A 26,247-nucleotide genomic window follows, 5' to 3' on the forward strand; every position below is an offset into this window, starting at 1 on the left:
CTCCACGATCTTCGCCCACGACCAGCCGGCACGGCCGTCCACCGCCCAGTACAAGCACGTCATCGACTCCTGAAGGACGCCTTCCCCGAGATCGCCGACATGCTCGCCGACGCCGAGGCCGACCTGACCGCGTTTGCGGCCTTCCCCAGGGAGCACTGGCAAAAGATCTGGTCCAACAACCCCATCGAGCGCCTGGGCCGCGAGATCAAGCGCCGCGCCGACGTTGTCCAGGTCTTCCCCGACCGGGAGTCCGTCACCCGCCTGATCGGAGCCGTCCTGCTCGAACAGCACGAGGAATGGCAGTACGGCGAACGCCGCTACCTGTCCAAGACATCCCTGCAACGCCTCACCCACATGCTCCACAACGACCAGCACCCCCGACCCGACCACCACACCACCACCCTCAACCCCTAACCCGATCTACACCACACCAAAAGACTTGACCGTCCGCTATCGCGCGCTGACGGCGCTCCAGCCTTGGCGGCGTAATAGGTGCTCGGGGCGATCTCGGTGCCTGAGTCGGACAGGACCCGGCAGATCAGCCAGGCCCAAAGCGCTCCTTGTACTACTGGTCGATGTACTGGCAGATCAACGCAACGGGCGCTCACACTCCGCCGCGAGAATAGCCGACGCGTTGCGCAGGATCTCGTTGGCTCTGCGCAGCTCACGGTTCTCAGCCTCCAAGACACGGATACGCTCGGCGTCCGCAGTGGTCGTGCCGGGGCGGTCACTGGCATCGACCTGAACCTGGCGGTCCCAGCCTCACAGCGTCTCGGAGTTGATGCCGAGCTGGTTGTCCACCCGTTTGAAGCAGCCTCGAGCTCGCTGGGGATCCTTCAACGCGTCCAGGCGCAACCGGACCGCACGCTCCCTGAGCTCATCGGGACACTTCTTAGGTGCCGAACATGGTCATCATCCTTCCGTGGAATCAGACCCTCCACCACACCCGAGACGATCCAGCGAGCGCAGCCTCACCGAGTCACAGCGCGGATGACAGTGTCGGCCATGAGGCGGCCGCGCAGGGTGAGAACCGCCCGGCCCCTCATGGCCGCGCCTGCGTCGAGCAGCCCATCGGCCACGAGACCGGCCACGACGGGCACCAGGTGCGGCGGCGTGGCTCCGGCGCCGTCGGCCGTGTTCGCTGACGTGCCGTCTGCGAGACTCGCAAGCGCGATGCCCTCACGCAGGCGGATGCCCAGCATGATCCGCTCCAGCTCGCGCGAGCCCGCGTCGATAACCTCGTGTCCGGCCACGGGCAGACGGCCGGCGGCGATCTGTCCTGCCCAAGCCACCGGGTGCTTGGTATTCCACAGGCGTACGTCGCCCAGGTGGGAGTGGGCTCCAGGTCCGGCGCCCCACCAGTCCCAGTCGAGCCAGTAGGCCCGGTTGTGGCGGCACTGGGCGCCCGGGCGCGCCCAGTTTGAGATCTCGTACCACTCGTAGCCGGCCCGCGCCAGGGCGGCGTCGGCCATTTCGTACTTGGTGGCCTCGTCATCGTCCTCGGGCATCGGCAGCTCTCCGCGACGGACCTGTCCCCACATCCTGGTGCCCTCCTCGATGACCAGGGCGTAGGCACTCACGTGGTCGGGGCCGATCTGAGCCACTGCGTCCAGGGAGCGCTGCCAGTCCTCCAGGGACTCCCCCGGAGCCCCGTAGATAAGGTCCAGGGAGGTACTCAGTCCTGTCCGCCGCGCCCATTCGACGACGCGGGGCACCCGGGCGGGCTCATGGGTGCGCTCCAGGACTTTCAGCACGTGGGGCACGGCCGATTGCATCCCGAAGGAAACCCGGGTGAAGCCGGCGCGGGCCAGGACCGCCAGGCCCGCCTCGTCCACGGAGTCGGGGTTCGCCTCTGTCGTCACCTCCGCGTCCGGTGCGAGCCCGAAGCACTCGCGCACGAGGTCCAGCATTCTCACCAGGTCCGAGGCGGGCAGCATGGTGGGGGTTCCCCCGCCCACGAAGACGGTTTGCGCCCGGCGCACCGGCAGCCCCGCAGCGTCCATGGCGCGGCGCGTAGCGCGCAGCTCGCCGGCGAGTGTGCCCACGAAGTCCTCGGCCGAGGCACCCCGCCCCATGGACAGGTTCGTGTAGGTGTTGAAGTCGCAGTAGCCGCAGCGCACCCGGCAGTAGGGCACGTGCAGGTATACCGAGAACGGGCGCTCGCCCCCATCTGGCGCGGGCGCGGCCACCTGAGCGGGCAGCTCACCCGTCCCCGGCAGGGGCTCGCCCACGGGCTGGGCCGGACTCATGCGGTGCCACCGCGAGCATCGGCCTGTTCATCGCCCTCCAGGACATCGGCCGGGACGGTGCGTTCAGCTCCGGCCGGTTCACCCGCGCGAGCCGCGATCTGGGCGCACACGGTCATAAGCACCAGGACCGCCGCCACGACGGCGAAGGGAATCACCCAGCCTCCGCTGCACCCGTGAATCCAGCCCATCACCACGGGTCCCACCGCGGCCACGCAGTAGCCGGTTGTCTGGATGAGAGCGGTTGTCCTGCGGTTGTCATCAACAGACTCCGAGCGGCGGATGACCAGCGTGAACAGGGCGGCGAAGAAGGCACCCTGTGCGATACCGGAGAGCATGCAGGGCACCAGCCAGAAGCCGGGGGCCACCACGAGGCAGACCGGCAGCGTCAGCCAGCAGGCGCAGATGACGCCGAGCACCCGGCTCGCCGGCCACCGCAGCGCCTCGAACATCACCGGGACCAGCAACGGCCCCACGATCCCCAGCAGGGAGAACACGGAGGCGGCCGCGCCGGCGCCCGCCTCACTCATACCGAGCTCGTCGGCAAGGGCCGTGGGCAGCCAGCCCGAGACCGCGTAGTAGGAGAAGGTCTGGGCCGCGAAGGCTGCCGCCATCACCCAGGTCAGGGGGCGCCTCCAGACAGCGGCGCCCGCCGACGTCGTCGGCCGGGCCAGGGCCCGCTCCGTCACCCAGGAGGTCATCCCCGCCCGCTCCCGCAGACTCTGGCGGGGCGCCGGCCTGCCGGGCGGGAAAACCCACAGCCACAGGACGCCGGCCAACAGCACCGGGACCGCGGTCCAGGCGGCGGCCGAGCCCTGCCAGCCGATGACGAGGGCCAGCGGCACGGCAAGGGCCGTGGCCGCCGTGACGATGACGTTGCAGGTCGAGGAGTACAGGCCGGTCATCAGCGCCGTGCGGTGCCAGAAGTCGCGGCCGATGACCATGGGAGCCACCAGGTTGCCCACCGTCAGCCCCGCCCCGATGACGACGGTTCCGGCGAAGGCCGCCCAGGTGGTCCCGGCCGAACGCAGCAGCGCCCCGGTCAGAGCCATTCCCAAGGTGAGCAGACCCGCGGCGTTGACGCCGACGCGGCGCACCACCATCGAGGCCAGCGGGGTGAGCAGCCCGAAGCACAGGATCGGCACCGAGGTCAGCGCGCCGCGCGCCACCTCCCCCATACCCAGATCCTGCCCCAGACGCGTCAGCAGAGGCGGGATGACCCCGACCGGCGCCCGCAGAACCGCGCAAAAACCCAGGAAGCCGACAACGATGACCATAAGCCAGGCGCGGCGGGGCAGCCCGGCGGCACCGCTCACAGCTGATCCGTCGCGTGCAACAGGCCGTCGCCGCGGCCCTCTCGCAGGCGCCAGGGTTGGGACTCCAGCTGGTCCCAGGCCTGGCCCTCGACCTCGAGACGCTCCAGCATGGAGGCACCCCGTTCGGGGATCCAGGCCACCTCGGTGCGCACGGCGGTCAGGTCGCGGATCGTGCGCCCGGCATCCAGGCCCCGCTGCTCGAACCGGGTCATAACCCGCCCCTCGTAGCGGGGCGACCAGCCGCCGCGCACGCCCGCCGGGGAACCAGGGTCCAGGCCGTTGCCCAGACTCCCCTCCTCGGCGGTCTCAGCCCCCAGATCGGGGCGGGCGCCAGCGTCGTCGTGCCGGAAGTAGGGCAGGGTCGCGTCGGGGCGCAGACCGGTGGGCAGCGCCGCGACGTCCTCGACAACGTCGCGCATCTGCCAGGCGTAGTCCGCCCAGTCGGTGGCCAGACGCCACACGCCGCTGGGGCGCAGGACGCGCGCCACCGAGTCGGCGAAGGCGGTGGTCACCAGACGGCGTTTGCGGTGGCGGGGCTTGCGCCAGGGGTCGGGGAAGAACACCCACACCTCACTGGCGCAGGACACCGGCAGGGCCGTGGCCAGCAGCTGGGAGGCGTCGGCGGGCACGACGCGCACGTTGTGCAGGCCCTGACGGTGGATGGAGGTCACCAGGCGGGCGATGGCGGTCTCCCAGACCTCCACCGCCAGGTAGTCCACCCCAGGGTGGGCGGCAGCGTGGGCCAGGAGCGCCTCACCGCTGCCCGAGCCGACCTCGACGATGAGGGGGCGCACCTGCCCGACGTGTCCGAAGAGTCGGTCCGGATCCAGGCGGAAGCTCGGGGACACGGTGCGCACGGCGTCGGCCCGCGGCACGTCGACCACGTAGCGGGGGCCGAGCTGGGCCAGGGCCTCGGCCTGGACGGGGCGCAGCCTACCGCCGGCGCGCGAGAAGGAGCGCACCCTGGAGTGGATGGCGTGGGAGCGGGGCGGGTGGTGCTGAGCCATGCGGAGCCTTGCGTCCTTTACTTCTGTGAGGTCTCGAAACCGTCTGCCCGGGGTCGTCGGGCACTGAGCGGCGCCGTCAGCCGACCTGCTCGTGGGCGGCGGCCCGCACGTACTTCTTGGTGAAGTCGGCGATGACGCAGTTGCCGAAGATCTCGGAGTTGAGCAGCCCCTGGGCGTCGCGAGGGTCGTGGTGGGCGAACCAGCGCCGGCAGGTGACCCGGTGCCCCGGGGAGGAGACCACGCGCACCTCGTCACCGGCCTGCACCGTCCCCTCGGTGAGCACCGCAAGGTAGACGCCCACCCGGTTGCGCGCTGAGAAGACCTCCACCCAGTCCGCACGGCCCACACCGCGGGCGAAGGTGGCGCACGGGTTGCGCACGCCGGTCACCCTGACCCGCAGTCCTGCGTTGCTCGGGTCGCCGATGGACAGGATCGCGCCGATCTCCACATCGTCGATGTCGCCCTCGATGAGGAGGTTCTCCCCCAGCCGCCCCGGCTCAATACCTCCCAGGACCTCGGACCAGTGCCGCTGCTCGGCGGCACTCATGACGTAGAGGGCCTTGTCACTGCCCCCGTGGTGGGCTCGGTCCCCGTGCCTGTCGGTGACGATCCCGGTCCGGCTCACCTCAACCGGCCCGTCGACGGCGCCCTTGTGGATCGCCGAGACGCCCGCCGGACCGGCGTCGGGCCGCATCCGCCGGACAGTGCACACGGCGCTGACGGTTCCCACCAGGTCACCGTCGTGGAACGGGGAGGGCTCGTCGTCGTGGCGGCCGTCGGCGCCCGCGTGCGGCTGACCCAGGACCCGGGCCAGCTCGCGGGTGAGCACCAGGCCGGAGCCGTCGTCGCTCAATGCAGCCTCGACCGTGTTCGCCGTGTTCTTCCCTGTCATCTCAGCCATGTCGGTACCCGTCCTTTCGTGGTCCGTCGGTGCCTTCCTCGTTCGGAGTCGTCGTGTCCCCGTACCCGTCTGCTACGTGCCGTTACTTGCCCGACTTGGCGCCGGTGGGCGTGTCCGCGCCGAGGGCCGCGATGAAGGCCTCCTGGGGCACTTCGACGCGGCCGATGGCCTTCATGCGCTTCTTACCCTCCTTCTGCTTCTCCAGCAGCTTGCGCTTACGGGTGATGTCGCCGCCGTAGCACTTGGCCAGCATGTCCTTGCGCAGGGCCCGGATGGTCTCGCGGGCGATGACTCGGGTGCCGATGGCCGCCTGCACGGGCACCTCGAACTGCTGGCGCGGGATGAGGTCCTTGAGCCGCTTGGTCATCATGACGCCGTAGGAGTAGGCCGAGTCGCGGTGGACGATGGCGCTGAAGGCGTCCACCTTGTCCCCGTTGAGCAGGATGTCGACCTTGACCAGGTTGGCGTCCTGGGAGCCGTCCGTCTCGTAGTCCAGGGAAGCGTAGCCGCGGGTGCGCGACTTCAGGGCATCGAAGAAGTCGAAGACGATCTCCGCTAGCGGCAGCACGTAGTGCATCTCCACGCGGGACTCGGACAGGTAGTCCATGCCCTGCATGGTGCCGCGGCGCGACTGGCACAGCTCCATGACCGTGCCCACGAACTCACTGGGGGTCAGGATCGTGGCCCGCACGACCGGCTCGGAGACTGCGGCGACCTTGCCCTCGGGGAACTCGCTGGGGTTGGTGACCGTGTGCACGGTGCGGTCCTCCATGGTCACCTCGTAGACCACCGACGGCGCCGTGGAGATGATGTCCAGGTTGAACTCGCGCTCCAGTCGCTCACGGATGATCTCCAGGTGCAGCAGCCCCAGGTAGCCGCAGCGGAAGCCGAAGCCCAGGGCCACCGAGGTCTCCGGCTCGTAGGTCAGGGCCGCGTCGTTGAGCTTGAGCTTGTCTAGGGCGTCGCGCAGAGCGGGGAAGTCCGAGCCGTCCACCGGGAACAGGCCGGAGAAGACCATGGGCTTGGGATCCTGGTAGCCCGACAGGGGCTCGGCGGCCGGGGCAGCCGCAGAGGTGACCGTGTCACCGACCTTGGATTGGCGCACGTCTTTGACGCCGGTGATGAGGTAGCCGACCTCGCCGGCCCCCAGACCCACCGACGGCGTGGGCTCGGGGCTGATGACGCCGATCTCCAGCAGGTCGTGGACGGCCTCGGTGGAGAGCATCTCGATGCGCTCGCGGGGCTTGAGGGCGCCGTCGACGACGCGCACGTAGGTGACCACACCGCGGTAGGTGTCGTAGACGGAGTCGAAGATCATGGCGCGGGCCGGGGCGTCGGGGGCGCCGTGCGGGGCCGGGACGGTCTCGACGATTCGGTCGAGGAGCTCGGGTACGCCCTGGCCGGTTTTGCCGGAGACCTTGAGGACGTCGTCGACGTCGCAGCCGATGAGGGAGGCGATCTCCTCGGCGTGCTTCTCCGGCTCGGCGGCGGGCAGGTCGATCTTGTTGAGGACCGGGATGATGGTGAGGTCTCCCTCGATGGCCATATAGAGGTTGGCCAGTGTTTGGGCCTGGATGCCCTGGGCGGCGTCGACCAGGAGGACCGCACCCTCGCAGGCGGCCAGAGAGCGGTTGACCTCGTAGGAGAAGTCGACGTGCCCGGGGGTATCGATCATGTTGAGGGCGTAGGCGCGCGTGACACCGTCGTCGCTCTCGAGGGCCCAGGGCATGCGCACGGCCTGAGACTTGATGGTGATGCCGCGCTCGCGCTCGATGTCCATGCGGTCCAGGTACTGGGCACGCATGTCGCGGGGCTGGACGACGCCGGTGGCCTGAAGCATGCGGTCGGCCAGGGTGGACTTGCCATGGTCGATGTGCGCGATGATGCAGAAGTTGCGCAGACGCGCCTGCTCGGTGGCGGCGGGCTGGACGCTGGTCATCTGCTCTGGTGTGGGGATCGGTGACACGGAGATCGGTTCCTGGCTCTTCCTCATATCTGGCATGGGTCTGGCTCAAGTGTCCCACGACGGCGGCCCACCGCCCCAGCCCGGCGGGCCGCCCCGCGGTGTGAGGTGCGGCTGCACGCCGATTCCCCCAGGCGCCGACGTAGGTGATTCCGCATCCGGACACCGGACGGCTTAGGCTAGCCTTCCTCATCTCCGCGGGCGTGGCCCGCATGCCGCTGCGTCGCTCGTAGCGGCCACGGTCGTCGGGGCAATCGCCTGGGCGGCCGTCTACACGACCGTTGGCATGATGATCCTGGCGGCCTGGCTCACCGCCCCGATCGGCCGCATCGTCTCCGTCCTGACGGGCACGGCCCTGGTGCTCATCGTTATGATTCGGCGCAGTCGCCCCACACGTGACGACCGGAGCCACTAGCGCAACCGAACCGGGCGGACCTGTCCAACAGCCCCTGTTGGGGAGGCCTACCCACAGTCACGGATGGGACTCTGCCGCCTTTTCGTGCCAGACTCGTCGCACTGCGGGCTTCTGAGCAGCCCCGTCCCCCCGGGGTCGTCCCCACCGAAAGCGTCTCCTGAAATGACTACAACCCTCAGCAGAAAACGTGTCCTGATCATCGCCATTGTCTCCACCGTCGCAGTGGTCTCCATCATCGCCGCAGGTCTGGTTTATGCCGGAGTCTTCGGCAACCGCAGCTCCTCCGCAAAGGCGTCCAGCAGCACTGCCGCAAATGAGCCCAGCGACCGCTTCATCGTCTCCTACGCCGAAAACTCGGCGGCGGCCAAGGTCATCGCCTCGGCGAAGGCCTACGGCGAGAACGTCCTCGAATCCCTGCCCTCCGAGGACAGGCAGACGCTGGACAACGCCGCCGGGAAGTTCTCAGTCAAGGTGGAGAACGTTACCGCGCACTCCCTGAGCACGGCCGGTGTCAAACTGAGCGACAAGCTCACTGTGAACCAGGTCAAGGAGTTCATTTCCACACTTGAGGCCGCCAACGGCATTGAGTCCGTCGAGCCCGATATGCACATGACCGCCGTGGACAACGCCTCCTCCGAGGACAGCAACGTCCCCGACGATCAGTACTTCTCCAAGCAGTGGGACATGACCTCGGGCTCCTACGGCATCAACGCCACCAACGCCTGGTCGCAGTCCACGGGCAAGGGCGTCACGGTAGCCGTCATCGACACTGGCATCCTGAGCAACCATCCGGACTTTGAGGGCCAGCTCCTGCCCGGCTACGACTTCATCTCCGATCCCGCAAGGGCTCGCGACAACGATGGCTATGACGCGGACCCGTCCGACGAGGGCGACTGGATCAAGCAGGGCGACTGTTCTTCGGAGGGCGGGGCCAGCAAGGATCAGACGTCGAGCTGGCACGGTTCCCACGTGGCCGGCACTATCGCCGCGCGCACGAACAACAAGAACGGAGTGGCGGGCGTCGCCCCGGATGCCAAAATCGTGCCCGTGCGCGTCCTGGGCCGATGCGGTTCCACAAGCGCCGACACCATCGACGCCGTCACCTGGGCCTCGGGGGGCAAGGTCAACGGCGTACCGGACAACGAGAACCCCGCCCGGATCATCAATATGAGCATAGGCGGCACCGGCAGCTGCCCGCGCTTCTTCCAGAAGACCATCGATGCCGCTGTCGCACGCGGCTCAATCATCGTCGCCGCCGCCGGGAACGATGATCAGGACGTGCGCAACGTCGCCCCTGCGGGCTGTAAGAACGTCATCACCGTCGGCGCCTCTACGAAGACCGGTGCCCGATCCTCCTTCTCCAACTATGGGACCGGTGTCGATATCTCCGCCCCCGGCGGTGAAATCGACGCCGCCGAGAACGGTATTTTGTCCTTGGCCGACAAATCCACGAAAGCTCCACAGGATCCCGACTATGCCATCATGATGGGCACCAGCCAGGCGACCCCCCACGTGTCCGGAACGGTTGCGCTGATGCTGGCTCTTAACCCCGATCTGAAGGCCGAAGAGGTCGTCACCATACTGCAGAATACAGCTACTCCAATGGCAGAATGCGATCGCAAGGCCTGCGGCGCCGGCATTGTCAACGCGGCCGCCGCCGTGGACAACGTGTCCGGTAAGAGCCCTGGCCCCAGTACGACCGCCAGCGCGAGCCCTTCTGCCTCGGATAAGGAGTCCTCCTCCCCCAGCGCGAGTCCCTCGACCTCGAGCAGAAGATCCTCCTCCCCCAGCACGAGTCCCTCGACCTCGAGCAGAAAATCCTCCACCCCCAGCGTGCCTCCCCGCCGCTTCCAGTAAGAGGTTCTCTGCTCTTAGCGGCCCACCGCCGGCATGGTGAGACACCGAGCGACTCATCCTGCGCTGCCAATCCGGACACGCATCTCATCTTCTGCCGCCGATTTGGCCGCTTGGCAACCTCGTTCTACCCTCTGTGCTATGACAGCGTTCCGCGACCGCCAGTGGTGGTGGCTCCCCTTGAGGCGAGCCACCACCCTGACGCGCTAGGACGTACCGGCTCGCTCACCGCGGGCCCGCCCGATAGCATGAGTGAGAGGCCCGCCTGACCCACGATCTCAGGAAAGAGGCCCCATGCCACCCACCGTGTCAGATGCAGCACCTCCAGCCGCGCCCTCTGCTGCCTCACCGATCGTCCTCACGCGCCAAGTGCGCTACCACGCCGACGGCGGTGCCCTCCTGGAGCACCTGACCCGCACAGGCCTGCTGCGCATCACTGGATACCCGGTCGGAGGCGCAGAAAGCGACACCGGCAACAGCACGGTACGCCCCGTGGACTGCATCCTGCTCGAGAGCGCCGACATCACGACCAAGGTCTCGCGCACCACGGTCGCCGTCCTAGAGGCCTCGGCCAGGATGACTTGCTGGGGCGGAACCGTCACTGCTGAGGCGCTGGACGCCGTCGACGGTCAGGGCCCCGGGCCCGACGGCCTTGCCGCCCTGGCCCGCCTGGAACAGCACCTGGGCGAGCACGTCACGGACCGCTCCCCCAACCGGCTCACGCTCAGCCTGCCCACCAGCGCCGACGACGACCCAGCGATCGAGGAACGCGAGCGCCTCACGGCCCTGTCCACCATCGAGCCGCTGCGGGTCCTGGCCGGAACCGAGATCGATCACCCTCATCTGCCGTTGGAGGCGGGGACCTTCGCTTTCGACTACCTGTCCACCTTCGAGTCCCTGCCCGAGGTGGACCAGGGTGCCAATACCTGCCCGGACTACCTTTTCTACGACGCCCGCATCATCCTCGTCGTCGACCACCCCACACAGGAGGCGACCCTGGTGGGAGCCTCCGTCGACGCCGTGGACCTGGAGTCGCGCATGAACGCGCTGGCCGCAGCCATCGACGACGCGACCGATGAGCCGGTCGACGGTGCCGACGGCAGCAAGGTTCCGTCCGCGTCGACAGCCGCCGCCGGCTGCCCGGTCCTGCACGCGGAGCCCACCATCTCCGACGCCGACTTCGAGGCGGTTGTGGAGACGATGCGCGGCTACATCGCCGACGGCGACATCTATCAGGTGGTGCCCTCGCGCGGCTTCACCATCGCCTGCCCGGACACGCTGGCCGCCTACCACGTGCTGCGCCAGGCCAACCCGAGCCCCTACATGTTCTATCTGGCGGCCCCGGACTTCGAGCTGTTCGGGGCCTCCCCGGAGTCGGCACTGCTGCACTCGGCGCGCAGCGGCCGGGTCGCCATCCGTCCGATCGCAGGGACCCGTCCGCGCGGGCTGCACCCCGACGGCTCGGTGGATCACGAGCGCGACACCCGTCTGGAGCTGGAGCTGCGCACCGACGCCAAGGAGGTTGCCGAGCACGTCATGCTCGTGGACCTTGCCCGCAACGACGTCGCCCGGGTCAGCCGTCCGGGCACCCGCAGCGTTCAGGACCTTTTGCGCGTGGACCGCTACAGCCGGGTGATGCACCTGGTCTCAGAGGTCTCCGGCGAGCTGGCCGATGACCTGGATGCTCTGGACGCCTTCCGCGCCTCCATGACGATGGGCACCCTCACCGGGGCGCCCAAGCTGCGGGCCGCCGAGCTCATCCGCCGGGCCGAGGGCGTGCGGCGTGGTTCCTACGGCGGCTCGGTGGGCTACATCCGCGGAGACGGCGAGCTGGACACCTGCATCGTCATCCGTTCCGGCTTCGTGGCCGACGGGACCGCCTTGGTCCAGGCCGGGGCCGGCGTGGTGGCCGCGTCCTCCCCGGCCGCCGAGGCCGCCGAGACCGTCCACAAGGCCCGTGCCGTCCTTGAGGCGGTGGCCGCCGCACAGGGCGCCGCCCTCGTCATCGACCGGACCGGCAAGGAGGTTTGAGCCATGACCAATACCAGCACTCGGCGCAGCGGGCAGAACACAGTGAATAGCATGGCCAAGAGCATGGTGAATAGCGCAGTGAACAGCACGGAGAAGGACACCGTGGCAGTCTCGGCCCCGACCCGGGTGGTCCTGCTCGACAACCGCGACTCCTTCGTCTACAACCTCGTCGACCAGTTCGCCACGCTCGGCTCCCACATCGAGGTTTATCGCAACAACGTACCGGTCTCCCGGGTGCTCGCCGCTCTGGAGCCCACCGAGGCCGAGCACGAGTCCGCTCGCCGCCCGGTTCTGTGCCTGTCCCCCGGTCCGGGCTACCCGGCGACATCGGGATGCCTCATGGAGCTCATCGCCGCCGCACTGGAGCAGGCGATCCCGACGCTGGGCATCTGCCTGGGCTTCCAGGCCCTCGTCGAGGCCTGCGGCGGACGGGTCGCCCCGGTCGGCCCGGTCCACGGTCGCTCCGACCGCGTCGAGGTCACCGAGGCCGGCCGCGCGGACCCGGCCTTCACGGTGCTCGACGGCGGACCGCTGGATGTGGCCCGCTATCACTCGCTGGGCACGCGCACGCCGCCCGAGGCGCTTGTCAGCCTGGCCCGCACTGCGCCGGTCGAAGGAGTCGATGGCATTGTCATGGCGGCCCGGCACCGATCGGCTCCGGCGGTCGGGCTGCAGTTCCATCCCGAGTCGATCCTCACCCCTCAGGGGCCGGCTCTGCTCAAGTCCATCACCGCCGACCTGGCCCGAACCTCCTGAGCCACGCCGCCTCACGTCATCCCGCAGATCCCCGCAACTGCGGAGCCACTCGGGCAGAATCGTCCCCGAGCGCCCCAAGCCTCAACCATCCGTGAAGGAGCTACAGACCGATGAGTGAGACCAACAATGCGGCCCCCACTGCCGCGGACGGCACGCATGTTGCCACGGCGCAGGAAGCGCACGAGCTACTGCGCGAAGTCGTTCAGGGGCGGCGCCTCACCCGTGAGCAGGCCTCCACGGTCTTCGCCGCCCTGGGCGCCGGGGATCTGTCTGAGGCGGAGACGGCGGCGCTGCTAGCGGCGCTGCACGCCCGCGGCGAGGAGCCCCAGGAGGTCGCCGGGGCCGCGAACGCCTTCCGCCAGGCGGCCCGGGCCTTCCCCTCGGTGACCTTCCCACTGGTGGACGTCGTCGGCACCGGGGGCGACGGCGTAGGCACGATCAACATCTCCACGGGGGCGGGCCTGGTGGCCGCCTCGATGGGGATCGCGGTTGCCAAGCACGGCAACCGGGCCGTCTCCTCCAAGACGGGGGCGGCCGACGTCATCGCCGAGCTGGGACTGCCCCTGGACGTGGACCCGGCCACGGCGGTCGAACTGCTGGCCCGCGACCACTTCACCTTCCTGTTCGCCCAGGCCTACCATCCGGCCATGCGGCACGTGGCCCCGGTGCGCAGAGCGCTGGCGACCCCCACGATCTTCAACGTCCTGGGGCCGCTGGTGAACCCGGCCCACCTGACCTTCCAACTCATGGGCGTGTGGGACCCGAGCATGCTGGACATGATCGCGGAGGCGATGGTCCAGCTGGGACGCAAGCGGGCGCTGGTCGTGCATGGCTCGGGCCTGGACGAGATCGCCGTCCACGGGCCGACGCTCGTGCGCGAGGCGACTCCCCGCGGGGTCAAGTCCTACGAGGTCGCGCCCCAGGAACTGGGGGTGAGCACCTACGAGCTGGCCGATCTGCTGGGCGGGGAGCCTGCCGACAACGCCCGTCTGCTGCGCGAGGCCATCTCGGGTGAGGGCAGGCCGGCCCATCGCGACGCCATCGCTGTCAATGCCGGCGCCCTGCTGTATCTCGCAGGCCCGGCCGACAACCTCGCAGACGGCACCGCCATGGCACTGGAGCAGATCCGTTCTGGCCGCGTGGCCCGCCACCTGGAGTCCATGACCAAAGCCAGTGAATTGGCCAGTGAGCCCGCCGACGATTCAGCCGCCGAGCGGGCCTGAGGAGAGACCGTGACCACCCCCGATACCGCCCCCATTCCCTCCATGGATCCCGGCTCCCCGACTTCGGACCCCGGCGAGCGCGCGCACCGTGAGCCGGTCGAGGCGCGGCTCATCGCCACGGGCACCGTCCTGGACTCGATCGTCCAGGCGCGCCGTGAGCGCATCGAGGAGCTGCGCGCCCGCTTCGGGCACCTGCGCGCCGAGGAGCTGCCGCACTCGCAGCGCTCCTTCGCCGCAGCCCTGCGCACTCGCAGCGGCGGGGCAGCGGGCCCGCAGCCGGCCCTCATCATGGAGTGCAAGGCGGCCTCACCCTCGCGCGGGACCATCCGCTCCGATTACGACCCGGCCGCGCTCGCCGCGCAGTACGCACCCCATGCGGCCGCGGTCTCGGTACTCACCGAGCCCGACCGCTTCAACGGCTCCTTCGACGACCTGGCGGCCGTGCGCGAGGTGGTGGACGTCCCCGTCCTGTGCAAGGACTTCATCGTCGATGAGGTCCAGGTGCTGGCGGCCCGCAGCCTGGGGGCGGACGCGATCCTGCTCATGCTCTCGGTGGTGCCCGACGACGTCTACCGAGAACTGGCCGAGCTGGCGCGCTGCCTGGGCATGGAGGTGCTCACGGAGGTCTCGAGCCCTGAGGAGATGCACCGGGCGGCGGCGCTGGGCGCCGAGGTCATCGGCATCAACAACCGCGACCTGCGCACCCTGGACACGAACCTGGCCCGCACCGAGAAGCTGGCCCCACTGGCCCCGGCCGGGGTGGTCCTCATCGGCGAGTCGGGGGTCAGCACGCCCGACGACGTACGGCGCCTCTCCGGCCTGGTGGATGCCCTCCTGGTGGGCTCGTCCCTGTCCGGAGCCCCGGACCCGGCCGAGGCCGCCCGAGACCTGGCCACCGCGGTGCCGCTGCCACAGCGGGACGGACAGTCCCAGAGCCAGGGCGCAACGTCGCCGTCGGACCAGGAACCGGGCGAGGGCGAGAGGGAAAGGCACCACCCGCGCCTGCCCGCCTTCTTCGGACCCTACGGCGGGCAGTTCGTACCCGAGCTGCTCATCCCGGCCTTGGACCAGCTCGAGGACGCCTTCATCGACGCCCAGGCCGACCCCGCCTTCGCCGCCGAGCTGGACACGCTCATGACCCGCTACCTGGGACGTCCCACAACAGTCACCGAGCTGCGCAACCTTCCGCTGGAGGGCAACGCCCGCATCCTGCTCAAGCGCGAGGACCTGGTCCACGGCGGCGCTCACAAGGGCAACCAGGTCCTGGGCCAGGCCCTGCTGGCCAAGCGGATGGGCAAGCGGCGCATCATCGCCGAGACCGGTGCGGGCCAGCACGGAACGGCCACCGCCATGGTCTGTGCCCTGCTGGGACTGGATTGCACCATCTACATGGGGGCCACCGACGTCGTACGCCAGGCTTCCAACGTCGAGCGCATGGAACTCATGGGCGCCACGGTAGTGCCGGTGGACAGCGGCGCCGGCACGCTCAAGGACGCCGTCAACGAGGCGCTGCGCGACTGGACCGCCTCCTTCGCCGACACCCACTACCTGCTGGGCACGGCCGCCGGCCCTCATCCCTTCCCCACGATCGTGCGCGAGTACCACCGGGTCATCTCCCGTGAGGCCCGCGCCCAGGTGCTGGGGCTGACAGGGCGTCTGCCGGACTCGGTCATCGCCTGCGTGGGTGGGGGGTCCAACGCGATCGGCATGTTCGCGGACTTCATCGACGACCCCGGCGTCGAGCTCATCGGTGTCGAGCCCGCCGGTGAGGGACTGAACACGCCCCGCCACGGCGCCCCCATCAACAAGGGACTGGTGGGCATCCTCCACGGGGCGCGCAGCTACCTCATGCGCACCTCCGAGGGACAGGTCGAGGAGTCCTTCTCCGTCTCGGCGGGCCTGGACTACCCGGGCGTGGGGCCCGAGCACGCCTGGTTATCGGACACCGGCAGGGCCCGCTACGTCGGTATCTGCGATGACGATGCGATCGAGGCCTTCCAGCTGCTCTCGCGCCACGAGGGGATCATCCCGGCCGTGGAGTCGGCTCACGCCCTGGCACAGGCTCTGGCCATGGCCCGGGAGGTGCCCGACGGCGAGGAGCCCCCGATCCTACTGGTGTGCCTGTCGGGCCGCGGGGACAAGGATCTCGATCAGGTGCGGGCGCGGTTGGGCGGCTCGTTCTCCACCGACGGTGCCGTCGCCCGGGCTGCGCGCATGGTGGAGCAGATGGGCAAACGCACTGAGTACGCAGGTCTGAACGCAGGCATGAGCACCGGCCCAAACGAGGAGTTCTGACATGAGCCGCTACCCCGCGATGTTCGCCGCTCTCAAGGAGCGCGGTGAGGGTGCCTTCGTCCCCTTCGTCATGGTCGGCGACCCCGACCCGACCACCAGCGAGGCCGTCATCGAGGCCCTCATCGCCGGTGGGGCCGACGCCCTGGAGTTGGGTGTGCCCTTCACCGACCCAGTCGCCGACGGACCCACGATCCAGAAGGCGCACGTCAGGGCGCTGGCCGCTGGGGCCGGCTTCAGCGACTGCTTGGAGGTGGTCGCGCGGGTACGCCGGCGCCACCCGCAGCTGCCCATCGGCATGCTCATCTACGGCAACGTGCCCTTCGCGATGGGCCTGGAGCGCTTCTACACCGAGTGTGCCCAGGTCGGCATCGACTCGGTGCTGCTGCCCGACGTCCCGATCCGCGAGTCGGCACTCTTCAGCCGTGCCGCCGAGGAGGCCGGCATCGACGCCGTCTACATCGCACCGCCGTCGGCCGCCGCCGAAACCCTGGACGCGGTGGCAGCGGCCTCACGCGGCTACGTCTACGCCGTCTCCCGGGTGGGCGTGACCGGTACCGAGAGGGCCTCGTCCACCGTGGGGCTGGCCGAGTCGGTGGAGCGCCTTCGCGCCGACTCCGCCGCACCCGTCATGCTGGGCTTCGGCATCTCCACGCCCGCGCAGGTTGCCGAGGCGATCGCCGCGGGCGCCGACGGGGCGATCAGCGGGTCCGCCACGGTCAAGATCGTCGAGCGCTTTGCCCCCGAGATCGTGGCGGCCACCTCTGGCGATAACGGTGGGCGCGGCAACGAGGAGCGCCGTCATTATGCGCTCGGGGCACTGCGCAGCGAGCTCGTCGCCTTCACCGCCACCATGAAGGACGCCACGCGCCGGCACTGAACCGGCCTGCTGCCGCCTCATAACAGGGGCCGGATCCTCTTTACGAGTGACGCGCACCACGGTATATTGACCGGGTAGTCATTTCTGTCCCCACTACCCCGTGAAAGAGGTTGCTCATGCATCTGCCACAACGACAACCAGCCTCATCCCGACGGCGCCTCACCGGTGCCATCGCAGCCCTCCCCCTGCTCCTCGCCGGCTTCCTCTCTTCACCGGCACAGGCCGCCCCCGATAGCATCATCGCCTCCGGAATCTACAATTCGAGCGGCGAGGGATGCCAGGGCTCGGGCACCAGCACCGACTGCCTCAGCTGGGGCCTGCGCATCCCCTCCACCATCGCGCCGAAGAAGGAGCTGACCGTCACCGTTGAGGTCGACTCCGTCCCCGGTCAGTGGGCATGGAACTGCCTCGCGAACGACCGGGTCGCCGGAACGGCGTCGTTCTACGACGCCCCCATCGGAGGTGAGAGCAAGAAGCTGAGCAGTTCCGATCTCAGACGCTTCGCGCGCCTCCACTACGGATCGTACGGAGACAGCGCCGGGCAGGTCGACGCCATCACGTGCACCCCGGAGCACCTGAGCATCACCTACAAGATTGATGACCTGGTGCGCGCGGAGGGCTCCTACCTCGACCTGAGCTTCGGAACGACCACAACGACCCCGGGATCCGGCCAACACACCTACTCCTTCTCACCGACAGTCACCACCTCCGCGGACAACACCCCCCAGAAAATCACGGCAACCGTGCAGAAACCTGCCGCGAACGCAGCGCCTCATTAAAAGCACGGAGAACAGAACGACAAAGGTCGGATGTGCGACGAGTCTTCGCACATCCGACCTTTGTCTTAATTTGCGGTCCATTCTCATCCAGCTCCAGACACGATCACCGAGGAGGGCCGGAAGACACTGGGCGTCGGTAGAACTGATCCAACCTTTTGATAATGTCCTTCTTAACGGTATATTGACAAGGCAATTGGTTCCCATCCCGATCATCTCGGAGAAAGGCGTGCTCATGCACACCCCACCTTCTCATCCCGCTCGGCCATGGCGACGCCTCCTGGGCGTCGCCATGGCTCTCCCCCTGCTCGCCGCCGGTACCGCTCCAGCGAGCGCCGCTACCTCTGCCGCCGCACCTGATACCGGCATCACCGTTGAGGGGCGTTACAACACGGCCGGTGCCGGCTGCCACGGCTCCGATGACGCCGCCGGCTGCCTGAGCTGGGGAGTTCGCGTCCCCTCCGACATAGCCCCGAACAGCTCCACCAACATCACCATTGAGGCCGACTCCGTGCCGGGCCAGTGGACCTGGACCTGCCCCACGCCGGACGGTGACAAGGTGGCCGGGACGAGCGCCTTCTACATCAAGAAGGGCGAGGGCGAGCCTCCAGCCAAACTGGCCGAATCCGACCTGAACTTCTTCGCCGGCCTCTACTACAACCACCACGGGGACAGCGCAGGATCGGTCAAGGCGATCACCTGCACTCCTGAGCACCTGAGTCTGACCTACGAGGTCAACTTCAACGCCGCCTGGGACAAGAGCTCCTACCTCGACTTGGACCTCGGGGCCACGGCAGCGGCCCCTGGTGCGGATGCGCGTAGCTACAGCTTCAGCCCCACAATCACGACCTCCACGGCCAGCCAGGTTCTCAGGCCCACGGCTACGGCGCAGAAGCCGGCAGCCAGCGCCACCCACGCCACGGTCACCACCGAGGCGGTCAAGGTCGACGGTGCCGCCAAGGACGCTGGGCGCTTCACCTTGAAGGCGAAGAACGACTCGACCACCCCCCTGCCCGACTTCACCATCTCCGCCTCGCGAGGCAGGGGACAGGCCCAGGTCACCGCCCTGACCTGCGACCTGACCGCCTTCGGCGGCGAGGTCGTCTCTGCCAAGGGACCGGCCGAGAGCCTCAAGGTCTCCAGCGGCAAGGCGAAGGTACCCCAGGGCAAGGAGATCTCCTGCCAGGTGGACCTGACCGGCATCGTCGGACGCAACACGATCACGGCCGGACTCACCACCGGCGACCAGACCTTCTCCAGCGACTACACCGACGACCGCCCCGTCGGCGAAGTCACGGTCCAGCCCACTGACCTCGGCGTCGAGGCCGCCCCCACCGGCACCTACGAGGTCGAGGTCGGCTACACCGTCACCTTCACCAACACCACCGACGCCGACGGGTACAGCTCCAATATCATTCTGCGACCTCACCTCCCCGCCGGCTTCACCCTCAAGAGCGTGTGGGGCACTGGTGTCCCGTGGTGGATCACCATGGACGACTACATCATCGAGCCGGATGGCTCCGTGTCGTTGTCGACGGCCGAGCCCCTGTATGCCGGTTCGTCCACCACGATGACCTTCTTGAACACCTACACGGTCAACGCCGACGCGATCACCGAGGAGGGCTGGAAGGCCCTGGGCACCTGCGACGCCAAGGATCCCTCCAAGGGACTGACCACCCAGATCGACGTCGCCGACAGCGACGCCGGCATCGAGGCCGGGACCTACTCAGTCTGCACCACCGTGACGCGCACGGAGAACTGACCACGGACACCGGTCAGTCGACCTGAATAGACGAAGGTCGGGTAGGCGAAAGTCGTCGCTTACCCGACCTTCGTAGCTTTTTCTTACGAGATGAGAAACCGAGCGTCAGTAGAACTGATCCAACCTTTCAATAATGTCCACCTTGTCGGTACATTAATGATGCAATTAGTTCCCATCCCGATCACCTCGGAGAAAGGCGTGCTCATGCACACCCCACCTTCTCATCCCGCTCGGCCATGGCGACGCCTCCTAGGCGTCGCCATGGCTCTCCCCCTGTTCGCCGCCGGCACCGTCGCTGCTCCGGCATCCGCTGATGCCGACATCACCGTTGAGGGGCGTTACAACACGGCCGGTGCCGGCTGCCACGGCTCCGACAATGCCGAGGGATGTCTGAGCTGGAGAGTTCGTGTTCCATCGGCCATCACCCCGAAGGGCTCTACCAACGTCACCATTGAGGCCGACTCCGTGCCGGGCCAGTGGACCTGGACCTGCCCCACGCCGGACGGTGACAAGGTGGCTGGGACGAGCGCCTTCTACATCAAGAGGGACCAGGGCGACCCCCCAGCCAAACTGGCCGAATCCGACCTAGGCCTCCTCGCCGGCCTCTACTACAACCACCACGGGGACAGCGCAGGATCGGTCAAGGCGATCACCTGCACTCCCGAGCACCTGAGTCTGACCTACGAGGTCAACTTCAACGCCGCCTGGGACAAGAGCTCCTACCTCGACCTGGATCTCGGGGCCACGGCGGTAAAGCCCGGCGCGGATACGCGCAGCTATCACTTCACACCAACGATCGACGTCTCCACGCGCAACGCGATTCTTCGGCCCACTGTCACGGCGCAGAAGCCGGCGGCCAGCGCTCCTCACGCCACCGTCACCACCGAGGCGGTCAAGGTCGACGGCGCCGCCAGGGACGCCGGGCGCTTCACCATGACGGCGAGGAACGACTCGACCACACCCCTGTCCGACTTCACCATCTCCGCGGGCAGATCCAGGGGACGGTCACAGGTGACCGCCCTGACCTGCGATCTGACCGCCTTCGGCGGCGAGGTCGTCTCTGCCAAGGGACCGGCCGAGAGCCTCAAGGTCTCCAGCGGCAAGGCGAAGGTACCCCAGGGCAAGGAGATCTCCTGCCAGGTGGACCTGACCGGCGTCGCCGGACGCAACACGATCACGGCCGGACTCACCACCGGCGACCAGACCTTCTCCAACGACTTCTTCGACTACCGCCCACTCGGCGAGGTGACGGTCCAGCCCACTGACCTCGGCGTTGAGGCTGACCCCATCGGCACCTACGAGGTCGAGGTCGGCTACACCGTCACCTTCACCAACACCACCGACGCCGACGGGTACAGCTCCGATATCGTCCTGCGGCCTCAGGTCCCCTCCGGCTTCACGCTCAAGAGCGTGACGGGCACTGGTACCCCGTGGTGGGTCGGCCCGGACAGCTACGCCATCCAGAATGACGGCTCCTTGTCATTGCGTACCAGTGATTCCCTGAACGCCAACTCGTCAACCACGATGACCTTCTTGAACACCTACACGGTCAACGCCGAGGCGATCACCGAGGATGGTTGGAAGGCTCTGGGCACCTGCGACGCCAAGGATCCCTCCAAGGGACTGACCACCCAGATCGACGTCGCCGACAGCCACGCCGGCATCGAGGCCGGGACCCACTCGATCTGTACCCCCGTGACGCGCACGGAGAACTGACCACGGACACCGGTCAGTCGACCTTCGTAGTATTTATCTTACGAAACGAGAAATCGGGTGCCAGTAGAACTGATCCAACCTTTCGATAATGTCCTTCTTAACGGTATATTAACAGGACCATTGGTTCCCATCCCGATCATCTCGGAGAAAGGCGTGCTCATGCACACCCCACCTTCTCATCCCGCTCGGTCATGGCGACGCCTCCTGGGCGTCGCCATGGCTCTCCCCCTGCTCGCCGCCGGCACCGTCGCCGCTCCAGCGAGCGCCGCTACCCCCACCACTGCGCCCGACACCGGCATCACCGTCGAGGGGCGTTACAACATGGCCGGTGCCGGCTGCCACGGCTCCGACGACGCCACTGACTGCCTGAGCTGGAAGGTCCACATCCCCTCCGCGATCGCACCCTGGCAGAAGCCCACCGTCACCATTGAGGCGGACTCCGTGCCGGGCCAGTGGACCTGGACCTGCCCCTCGCCGGACCGCGTCGCCGGGACGAGCACCTTCTACGCTCAGGGCGGTGAGGGCGCGCCCGAGACCAAGTGGGGCGACTCAGGCCTGGGCACCTCCGATCAGCTGCACTACAACGACTTCGGGGACAGCGCCGGCGAGGTCGAAGCCGTCACCTGCACTCCGGAGCACCTGAGCCTGACCTACAAGCCCAAGTTCACCATCCTGTGGAACAGGAGCTCCTCCTTCGACCTAGACCTCGGGGCCACGGCGGTGTCGCCCGGTACCGATGCGCGTAGTTACAGCTTCACCCCCACGATCGCGACCTCCACGAGCAGTCTGGTTCTCAGGCCCACGGCTACGGCGCAGAAGCCGGCAGCCAGTGCGCCCCACACCACCGTCACCACCGAGGCGGTCAAGGTCGACGGCGCCGCCAAGGACGCCGGGCGCTTCACCATGAAAGCGAAGAACGACTCGACCACCCCCCTGTCCGACTTCACCATCTCCGCAAGCCGCTCTAAAGGACAGGCCCAGGTCACCGCCCTGACCTGCGACCTGACCGCCTTCGGCGGCGAGGTCGTCTCTGCCAAGGGACCGGCAGAGAACCTCAAGGTCTCCAGCGGCAAGGCGAAAGTGCCCGAGGGTAAAGAAGTCACCTGCCAGGTGGACCTGACCGGCGTCGTCGGGCGCAACACGATCACAGCCGGAGTCACCACCGGTGACAAGACCTTCTCCAGCGACTACACCGACGACCGTCCCGTCGGCGAGGTCTCGGCCAAGAGCTCCCAGAGCAGCATCGAGGTCGCTCCCACCGGCACCTACAAGGTCGAGGTCGAGTACACCGTCACCTTCACCAACAAGACCGACGCCGAGGGGAGAACCTCCGACGTCGTCCTGCGACCCCACCTCCCCGCCGGCGTCGATATACGGAACATGTGGGGCACCGGCCTCCCGTGGCGAGTCGACATCAACGCCTTCGTTTTCCGGGAGGACGGTTCCGTCTGGCTGCCAACGGGAGACCCCATGCCCGGAAACTCCACAACCACCATGACCTTCTGGAACACGTACACGATCAACGCCGACGCGATCACCGAGGACGGCTGGAAGGCCCTGGGCACCTGCGACGCCAAGGATCCCTCCAAGGGACTGACCACCCAGATCGACGTCGCCGACAGCGGCGCCGGTATCGAGGCCGCATCCTTCGCGGTCTGCACCGCTGTGACGCGCACGAAGAACTAGAACCTTCGGGCACGCACCGCGAGTCACCGCGATCCGCGGCATCACCGGTGGTCCTCTCCCCACACCGGGGAGAGGACCACCGCGTTGTTGGTCACCGGCACCGACCCTCGGCGGCCACGGCGTCCCGGCACTCTCGCCAGACGATAGGGTGGCGCCCATGGCCAGTCTGCTCAATCGGATCCTCAGCCTGCTCGGTCGCGCCGCCTCCGACGCCGTGAGCGACGCACTCGCCCAAAAGCCGTCGACCTCGCCGGACCCGTCCGGGAGTACGCCGGCCGGATCTGCGGACCCCGGCAAACCCACTGCGCCCGTTCGAGCCCGTTCGCCCAAATTATCACCCACGTCGTCCTCCCCTCGGGGGGTCGGCGTCTACGACGTCGTCGCCCTGGGACTGCCCGCCTTCAGCTACTCCCCCGACCCCGACGGCGACGCCGACCCCGGTGAAGTGGTGTGGGCCTGGGTTCCCTTCGAGGAGGATCCCGCTCAGGGCAAAGATCGGCCGGTGCTGATCCTGGCACGTCATGAGACCTGCCTCGTTGCGGCCCAGATGACGAGCAAGGACCATGATCGAGATGCCGCTCAGGAGGCGCGCTGGGGGCGCTTCTGGCACGACGTCGGAACTGGCGACTGGGACCGTCAGGGCCGCCCCAGCGAGGTGCGCCTGGACCGCCTGCTCCTGGTGGAGCCGGCCTCGGTGCGACGCGAGGGGGCCACGATGAGCCGGCAGGTCTTCGACGGCGTCGTCGCCGCCCTGCGCCGCCACCACCACTCCTGAGCACATCCGGAGCACAGTCTGAGCGCAACGGGTCATGGGGCGATACACCTCACGCCTGCACCCCGTTTCACGCCTGGGGATGCGGGGATCCTGAATGATACAGTCGCCTACTGGACCTCTGGCCTGGCCGGCTGCGGGGTCCGGCGACCGGGTCAGCCAGGTGCCCCACCACCTCATGTCAGCCCGTGGCGCGAACCCTCTCTCCGGCCATCGACCAATCAGACGCGAGAAAGTTTCACCGTGGCGAACATCAAGTCCCAGATCAAGCGTATTAGGACCAACGAGAAGGCCCGCCTGCGCAACAAGTCCGTCAAGTCCGAGCTCAAGACCTACGTGCGCCGCGTGCGCGAGGCCGTCGAGGCCGGTGACAAGGACGCCGCGCTCGAGCATCTCAAGGCCGCCTCCCGCAAGCTGGACAAGGCCGTCTCCAAGGGCGTCATCCACAAGAACCAGGCCGCCAACCGAAAGTCCAAGCTCGCCAAGCGCGTCGCCTCGCTCTGAGGCCACCGCAGCAGTGAGCATCTGAAGGGCGCCTCCCACCGGGGAGGCGCCCTCCCCTTTTTCCATATCCCTCACCCCGTTCCCGTTCATCAGACCGCTTCAAGGAGAGCCCATTGCGCATCGGATTCGACCGCGACAAGTACCTGCGGATGCAGTCCAGCCACATTGCGGAGCGCCGCGCCCAGTTCGGCGGCAAGCTCTATCTGGAGTTCGGCGGCAAGCTCATCGACGACATGCACGCCTCGCGCGTGCTGCCGGGCTTCACCCCGGACAACAAGATTGTCATGCTCGCCGAGCTGGCCGACGAGGTCGAGATCGTCATGGCGGTCAACGCCAAGCACCTCGCCCGCAACAAGGTCCGCGCGGACCTGGGCATCTCCTACGAGGACGACCTGCTGCGCCACATCGACGCCTTCCGCAGCTACGGGCTCTACGTGGGCAGCGTCGTCGTGACTCAGTGGACCGAGGACAATCGTCAGGCCCACGACTTCAAACGCAAGCTGGAGTCGCTGGGTATCACGGTCTATCGTCACTTCCCCATCCCCGGCTACCCCGGTGACGTCACCCGCATCGTCTCCGAGGAGGGATACGGGCGCAACGAGTACATCGAGACCCGCCGGGACCTCGTGGTCGTCACCGCCCCCGGCCCGGGCAGCGGCAAGATGGCCACCTGCCTGTCCCAGATCTACCACGACCACCTGCGGGGCATCTCCTCGGGCTACGCGAAGTTCGAGACCTTCCCGATCTGGAACCTCCCCCTGGACCACCCGGTCAACATCGCCTACGAGGCCGCCACCGCGGACCTCGACGACGTCAACATGATCGACCCCTTCCATCTGGCGGCCCACGGCGTCCAGACCGTCAACTACAACCGCGACGTTGAGGTCTTCCCGGTCCTGACCCGTCTGTTCGAGGAGATCCTGGGGTCCTCGCCCTACGCCTCCCCCACGGACATGGGCGTCAACATGGCAGGTAACTGCATCTGCGATGACGAGGCCTGCCGGCAGGCCGCCAGCCAGGAGATCATCCGCCGCTACTACCGGGCCCTGGTGACCGAGAAGCGCGACGTCATCGCCCCCGTCCAGTCCCAACGGATCGCGCTGCTCATGGCCAAGGTGGGGGTCAGCAAGGAGGACCGTCCCGTCGTGCCGCCCACGCTGGAGGTGGCGGCGGCCACCGGTGAGCCCGCCTCGGCGATCGAGCTGCCCGACGGGCGCATCGTGACGGGTAAGACCTCGGCTCTGCTGGGCTGCTCCTCGGCGATGCTGCTCAACGCCCTCAAGGTCCTGGCCGGGATCGATGACAGCGTCGACCTGCTGGCCCCGGCCTCCATCGAGCCGATCCAGAAGCTCAAGACTCAGGGACTGGGCAGCCGCAACCCGCGGCTGCACACCGACGAGGTGCTCATCGCCCTGGCCGTGTCCGCCAACGGGGACGACAACGCCCGCAAGGCCCTCGACCAGCTCGAGACGCTGCGGGGCTGCGACGTCCACACCTCCACGATCCTGGGGTCCGTGGACGAGGGCATCTTCCGCGCCCTGGGGGTCCAGGTCACTAACGAGCCGGTCTACGCCACCAAGTCCCTGTACCGCAAGAAGTGAGGCCCGGGCGCGGGCGGCCTGCCTGCGGTGCCGTCCGCATTCGGACACCCTGTCGAGGTGGGGCTGATCACATGAGTGCGGGGAGGCGGCCGAGCGCACTCGCACGCGGTACATTCTCCCCAACGAGATGAGCTCGTGTGCTCTGGGGTCGGTGAAAGTCCGAACCGGCGGTGACAGTCCGCGACCCGGTCGCATCCAGCGACCGGCTGACCAGGTGGAACTCCTGGACCGACGGTGAGAGTCCGGATGGGAAGCGCGCACGGGACACACCATGCCGTACCGGGTGCCGTGCACCCGGTGGGTCCGGCGTGGCGGTGTCTCTCCCCAGCGCACCCGAGGGAGAGGACCGGATGACTTCGTTCACCCCCGTGCAGACGGCCGCGATGCGACGCGCCCTCCGAGCCGCGGCCTCCCCCGACGCCCCGCCCGGCCCCAACCCCAGGGTCGGTTGCGTCATCCTCTCCGCCGACGGCGACGTCCTCGCCGAGGGCCACCACCGTGGCGCCGGCACCGCCCACGCCGAGGTCGACGCGCTGGCGAGCCTCG

19 protein-coding genes, 3 pseudogenes and 1 riboswitch are annotated in these 26,247 nt (G+C 68.1%); of the genes and pseudogenes, 16 read left to right on the plus strand and 6 right to left on the minus strand.

The window, feature by feature from the left end:
* A pseudogene (locus HMPREF0975_RS07455) lies at positions 1–414 on the plus strand (transposase); the annotation flags it as partial.
* 177 nt (positions 415–591) lie between these two features.
* On the opposite strand, the pseudogene HMPREF0975_RS17310 reads toward HMPREF0975_RS07455, so the two are convergent.
* From HMPREF0975_RS17310 to lepA, 6 genes and pseudogenes are all read right to left on the minus strand, one after another.
* Positions 592–780 (minus strand): annotated as a pseudogene (locus HMPREF0975_RS17310) (IS3 family transposase); the annotation flags it as partial.
* Positions 781–971: 191 nt separating this feature from the next.
* The gene (hemW, locus tag HMPREF0975_RS07460; RefSeq protein WP_009233535.1) at positions 972–2,249 is read right to left on the minus strand and encodes a radical SAM family heme chaperone HemW; all 1,278 of its coding nucleotides are present in this window, start codon (positions 2,247–2,249) and stop codon (positions 972–974) included.
* Positions 2,246–3,562, minus strand: a complete 1,317-nt coding sequence (locus HMPREF0975_RS07465) for an MFS transporter (protein ID WP_009233536.1) — start codon at positions 3,560–3,562, stop codon at positions 2,246–2,248. Before HMPREF0975_RS07465 ends, hemW begins: the two co-directional genes overlap by 4 nt.
* Entirely contained in the window at positions 3,559–4,569 is a 1,011-nt protein-coding gene (trmB, locus tag HMPREF0975_RS07470; RefSeq protein ID WP_009233537.1) for a tRNA (guanosine(46)-N7)-methyltransferase TrmB, read from the minus strand. Before trmB ends, HMPREF0975_RS07465 begins: the two co-directional genes overlap by 4 nt.
* A 76-nt stretch (positions 4,570–4,645) precedes the next feature.
* Positions 4,646–5,470: an MOSC domain-containing protein gene (locus tag HMPREF0975_RS07475; RefSeq protein ID WP_009233538.1), complete on the minus strand. Its 825-nt coding sequence runs from the start codon at positions 5,468–5,470 to the stop codon at positions 4,646–4,648.
* Between the two features lie 82 nt (positions 5,471–5,552).
* A complete protein-coding gene (lepA, locus tag HMPREF0975_RS07480; RefSeq protein WP_009233539.1) occupies positions 5,553–7,436 on the minus strand; it encodes a translation elongation factor 4 in 1,884 nt (627 codons plus the stop codon).
* 283 nt (positions 7,437–7,719) lie between these two features.
* On the opposite strand from lepA, the gene HMPREF0975_RS17105 reads away from it, so the two are divergent.
* From HMPREF0975_RS17105 to HMPREF0975_RS16650, 15 genes and pseudogenes are all read left to right on the plus strand, one after another.
* On the plus strand, positions 7,720–7,848 hold the full coding sequence (locus HMPREF0975_RS17105) for a hypothetical protein (RefSeq protein ID WP_009233540.1): 129 nt from the start codon (positions 7,720–7,722) through the stop codon (positions 7,846–7,848).
* 162 nt (positions 7,849–8,010) lie between these two features.
* Positions 8,011–9,705 (plus strand): S8 family peptidase, encoded by a 1,695-nt coding sequence (locus HMPREF0975_RS07490; RefSeq protein ID WP_009233541.1) that lies wholly within the window; start codon positions 8,011–8,013, stop codon positions 9,703–9,705.
* 291 nt (positions 9,706–9,996) lie between these two features.
* Entirely contained in the window at positions 9,997–11,733 is a 1,737-nt protein-coding gene (locus HMPREF0975_RS07495) for an anthranilate synthase component 1 (RefSeq protein WP_009233542.1), read from the plus strand.
* Between the two features lie 63 nt (positions 11,734–11,796).
* Positions 11,797–12,489, plus strand: a complete 693-nt coding sequence (locus tag HMPREF0975_RS07500; RefSeq protein ID WP_049939649.1) for an anthranilate synthase component II — start codon at positions 11,797–11,799, stop codon at positions 12,487–12,489.
* Positions 12,490–12,599: 110 nt separating this feature from the next.
* Positions 12,600–13,712: an anthranilate phosphoribosyltransferase gene (gene trpD, locus HMPREF0975_RS07505; protein ID WP_009233544.1), complete on the plus strand. Its 1,113-nt coding sequence runs from the start codon at positions 12,600–12,602 to the stop codon at positions 13,710–13,712.
* 9 nt (positions 13,713–13,721) lie between these two features.
* Entirely contained in the window at positions 13,722–16,007 is a 2,286-nt protein-coding gene (trpB, locus tag HMPREF0975_RS07510) for a tryptophan synthase subunit beta (protein WP_009233545.1), read from the plus strand.
* 1 nt (position 16,008) lies between these two features.
* A complete protein-coding gene (gene trpA, locus HMPREF0975_RS07515; RefSeq protein ID WP_009233546.1) occupies positions 16,009–16,884 on the plus strand; it encodes a tryptophan synthase subunit alpha in 876 nt (291 codons plus the stop codon).
* Positions 16,885–17,000: 116 nt separating this feature from the next.
* Positions 17,001–17,663, plus strand: coding sequence for a hypothetical protein (locus HMPREF0975_RS07520; protein WP_009233547.1), 663 nt, complete (start codon positions 17,001–17,003; stop codon positions 17,661–17,663).
* Positions 17,664–17,895: 232 nt separating this feature from the next.
* On the plus strand, positions 17,896–19,422 hold the full coding sequence (locus HMPREF0975_RS07525; RefSeq protein WP_049939650.1) for a hypothetical protein: 1,527 nt from the start codon (positions 17,896–17,898) through the stop codon (positions 19,420–19,422).
* A gap of 261 nt (positions 19,423–19,683) precedes the next feature.
* Positions 19,684–21,138, plus strand: coding sequence for a hypothetical protein (locus HMPREF0975_RS07530; protein WP_009233549.1), 1,455 nt, complete (start codon positions 19,684–19,686; stop codon positions 21,136–21,138).
* Positions 21,139–21,297: 159 nt separating this feature from the next.
* The gene (locus HMPREF0975_RS07535) at positions 21,298–22,824 is read left to right on the plus strand and encodes a hypothetical protein (protein WP_049939651.1); all 1,527 of its coding nucleotides are present in this window, start codon (positions 21,298–21,300) and stop codon (positions 22,822–22,824) included.
* A 157-nt stretch (positions 22,825–22,981) separates the two neighbouring features.
* Positions 22,982–23,599, plus strand: a complete 618-nt coding sequence (locus tag HMPREF0975_RS07540; RefSeq protein ID WP_009233551.1) for a type II toxin-antitoxin system PemK/MazF family toxin — start codon at positions 22,982–22,984, stop codon at positions 23,597–23,599.
* Between the two features lie 240 nt (positions 23,600–23,839).
* The gene (gene rpsT / locus HMPREF0975_RS07545) at positions 23,840–24,100 is read left to right on the plus strand and encodes a 30S ribosomal protein S20 (protein WP_009233552.1); all 261 of its coding nucleotides are present in this window, start codon (positions 23,840–23,842) and stop codon (positions 24,098–24,100) included.
* Positions 24,101–24,213: 113 nt separating this feature from the next.
* On the plus strand, positions 24,214–25,701 hold the full coding sequence (locus HMPREF0975_RS07550; protein WP_009233553.1) for a DUF1846 domain-containing protein: 1,488 nt from the start codon (positions 24,214–24,216) through the stop codon (positions 25,699–25,701).
* Positions 25,702–25,834: 133 nt separating this feature from the next.
* Positions 25,835–25,962, plus strand: a riboswitch (FMN riboswitch).
* Between the two features lie 89 nt (positions 25,963–26,051).
* Positions 26,052–26,247 (plus strand): annotated as a pseudogene (locus HMPREF0975_RS16650) (bifunctional diaminohydroxyphosphoribosylaminopyrimidine deaminase/5-amino-6-(5-phosphoribosylamino)uracil reductase RibD); the annotation flags it as partial.

Source organism: Actinomyces sp. oral taxon 849 str. F0330, assembly GCF_000239715.1.
Lineage (GTDB): Bacteria > Actinomycetota > Actinomycetes > Actinomycetales > Actinomycetaceae > Actinomyces > Actinomyces johnsonii.

Excerpts from the sequence above, each read along its gene's own strand:
- hemW (WP_009233535.1), bottom strand. The coding sequence starts at position 2,249 with ATGAGTCCGGCCCAGCCCGTGGGCGAGCCCCTGCCGGGGACGGGTGAG.
- trmB (WP_009233537.1), bottom strand. The coding sequence starts at position 4,569 with ATGGCTCAGCACCACCCGCCCCGCTCCCACGCCATCCACTCCAGGGTG.
- HMPREF0975_RS07475 (WP_009233538.1), bottom strand. The coding sequence starts at position 5,470 with ATGGCTGAGATGACAGGGAAGAACACGGCGAACACGGTCGAGGCTGCA.
- HMPREF0975_RS17105 (WP_009233540.1), top strand. The coding sequence starts at position 7,720 with ATGATGATCCTGGCGGCCTGGCTCACCGCCCCGATCGGCCGCATCGTC.
- HMPREF0975_RS07490 (WP_009233541.1), top strand. The coding sequence starts at position 8,011 with ATGACTACAACCCTCAGCAGAAAACGTGTCCTGATCATCGCCATTGTC.
- HMPREF0975_RS07495 (WP_009233542.1), top strand. The coding sequence starts at position 9,997 with ATGCCACCCACCGTGTCAGATGCAGCACCTCCAGCCGCGCCCTCTGCT.
- HMPREF0975_RS07500 (WP_049939649.1), top strand. The coding sequence starts at position 11,797 with ATGGTGAATAGCGCAGTGAACAGCACGGAGAAGGACACCGTGGCAGTC.
- trpD (WP_009233544.1), top strand. The coding sequence starts at position 12,600 with ATGAGTGAGACCAACAATGCGGCCCCCACTGCCGCGGACGGCACGCAT.
- trpA (WP_009233546.1), top strand. The coding sequence starts at position 16,009 with ATGAGCCGCTACCCCGCGATGTTCGCCGCTCTCAAGGAGCGCGGTGAG.
- HMPREF0975_RS07520 (WP_009233547.1), top strand. The coding sequence starts at position 17,001 with ATGCATCTGCCACAACGACAACCAGCCTCATCCCGACGGCGCCTCACC.
- HMPREF0975_RS07525 (WP_049939650.1), top strand. The coding sequence starts at position 17,896 with ATGCACACCCCACCTTCTCATCCCGCTCGGCCATGGCGACGCCTCCTG.
- HMPREF0975_RS07530 (WP_009233549.1), top strand. The coding sequence starts at position 19,684 with ATGGCTCTCCCCCTGTTCGCCGCCGGCACCGTCGCTGCTCCGGCATCC.
- HMPREF0975_RS07535 (WP_049939651.1), top strand. The coding sequence starts at position 21,298 with ATGCACACCCCACCTTCTCATCCCGCTCGGTCATGGCGACGCCTCCTG.
- HMPREF0975_RS07540 (WP_009233551.1), top strand. The coding sequence starts at position 22,982 with ATGGCCAGTCTGCTCAATCGGATCCTCAGCCTGCTCGGTCGCGCCGCC.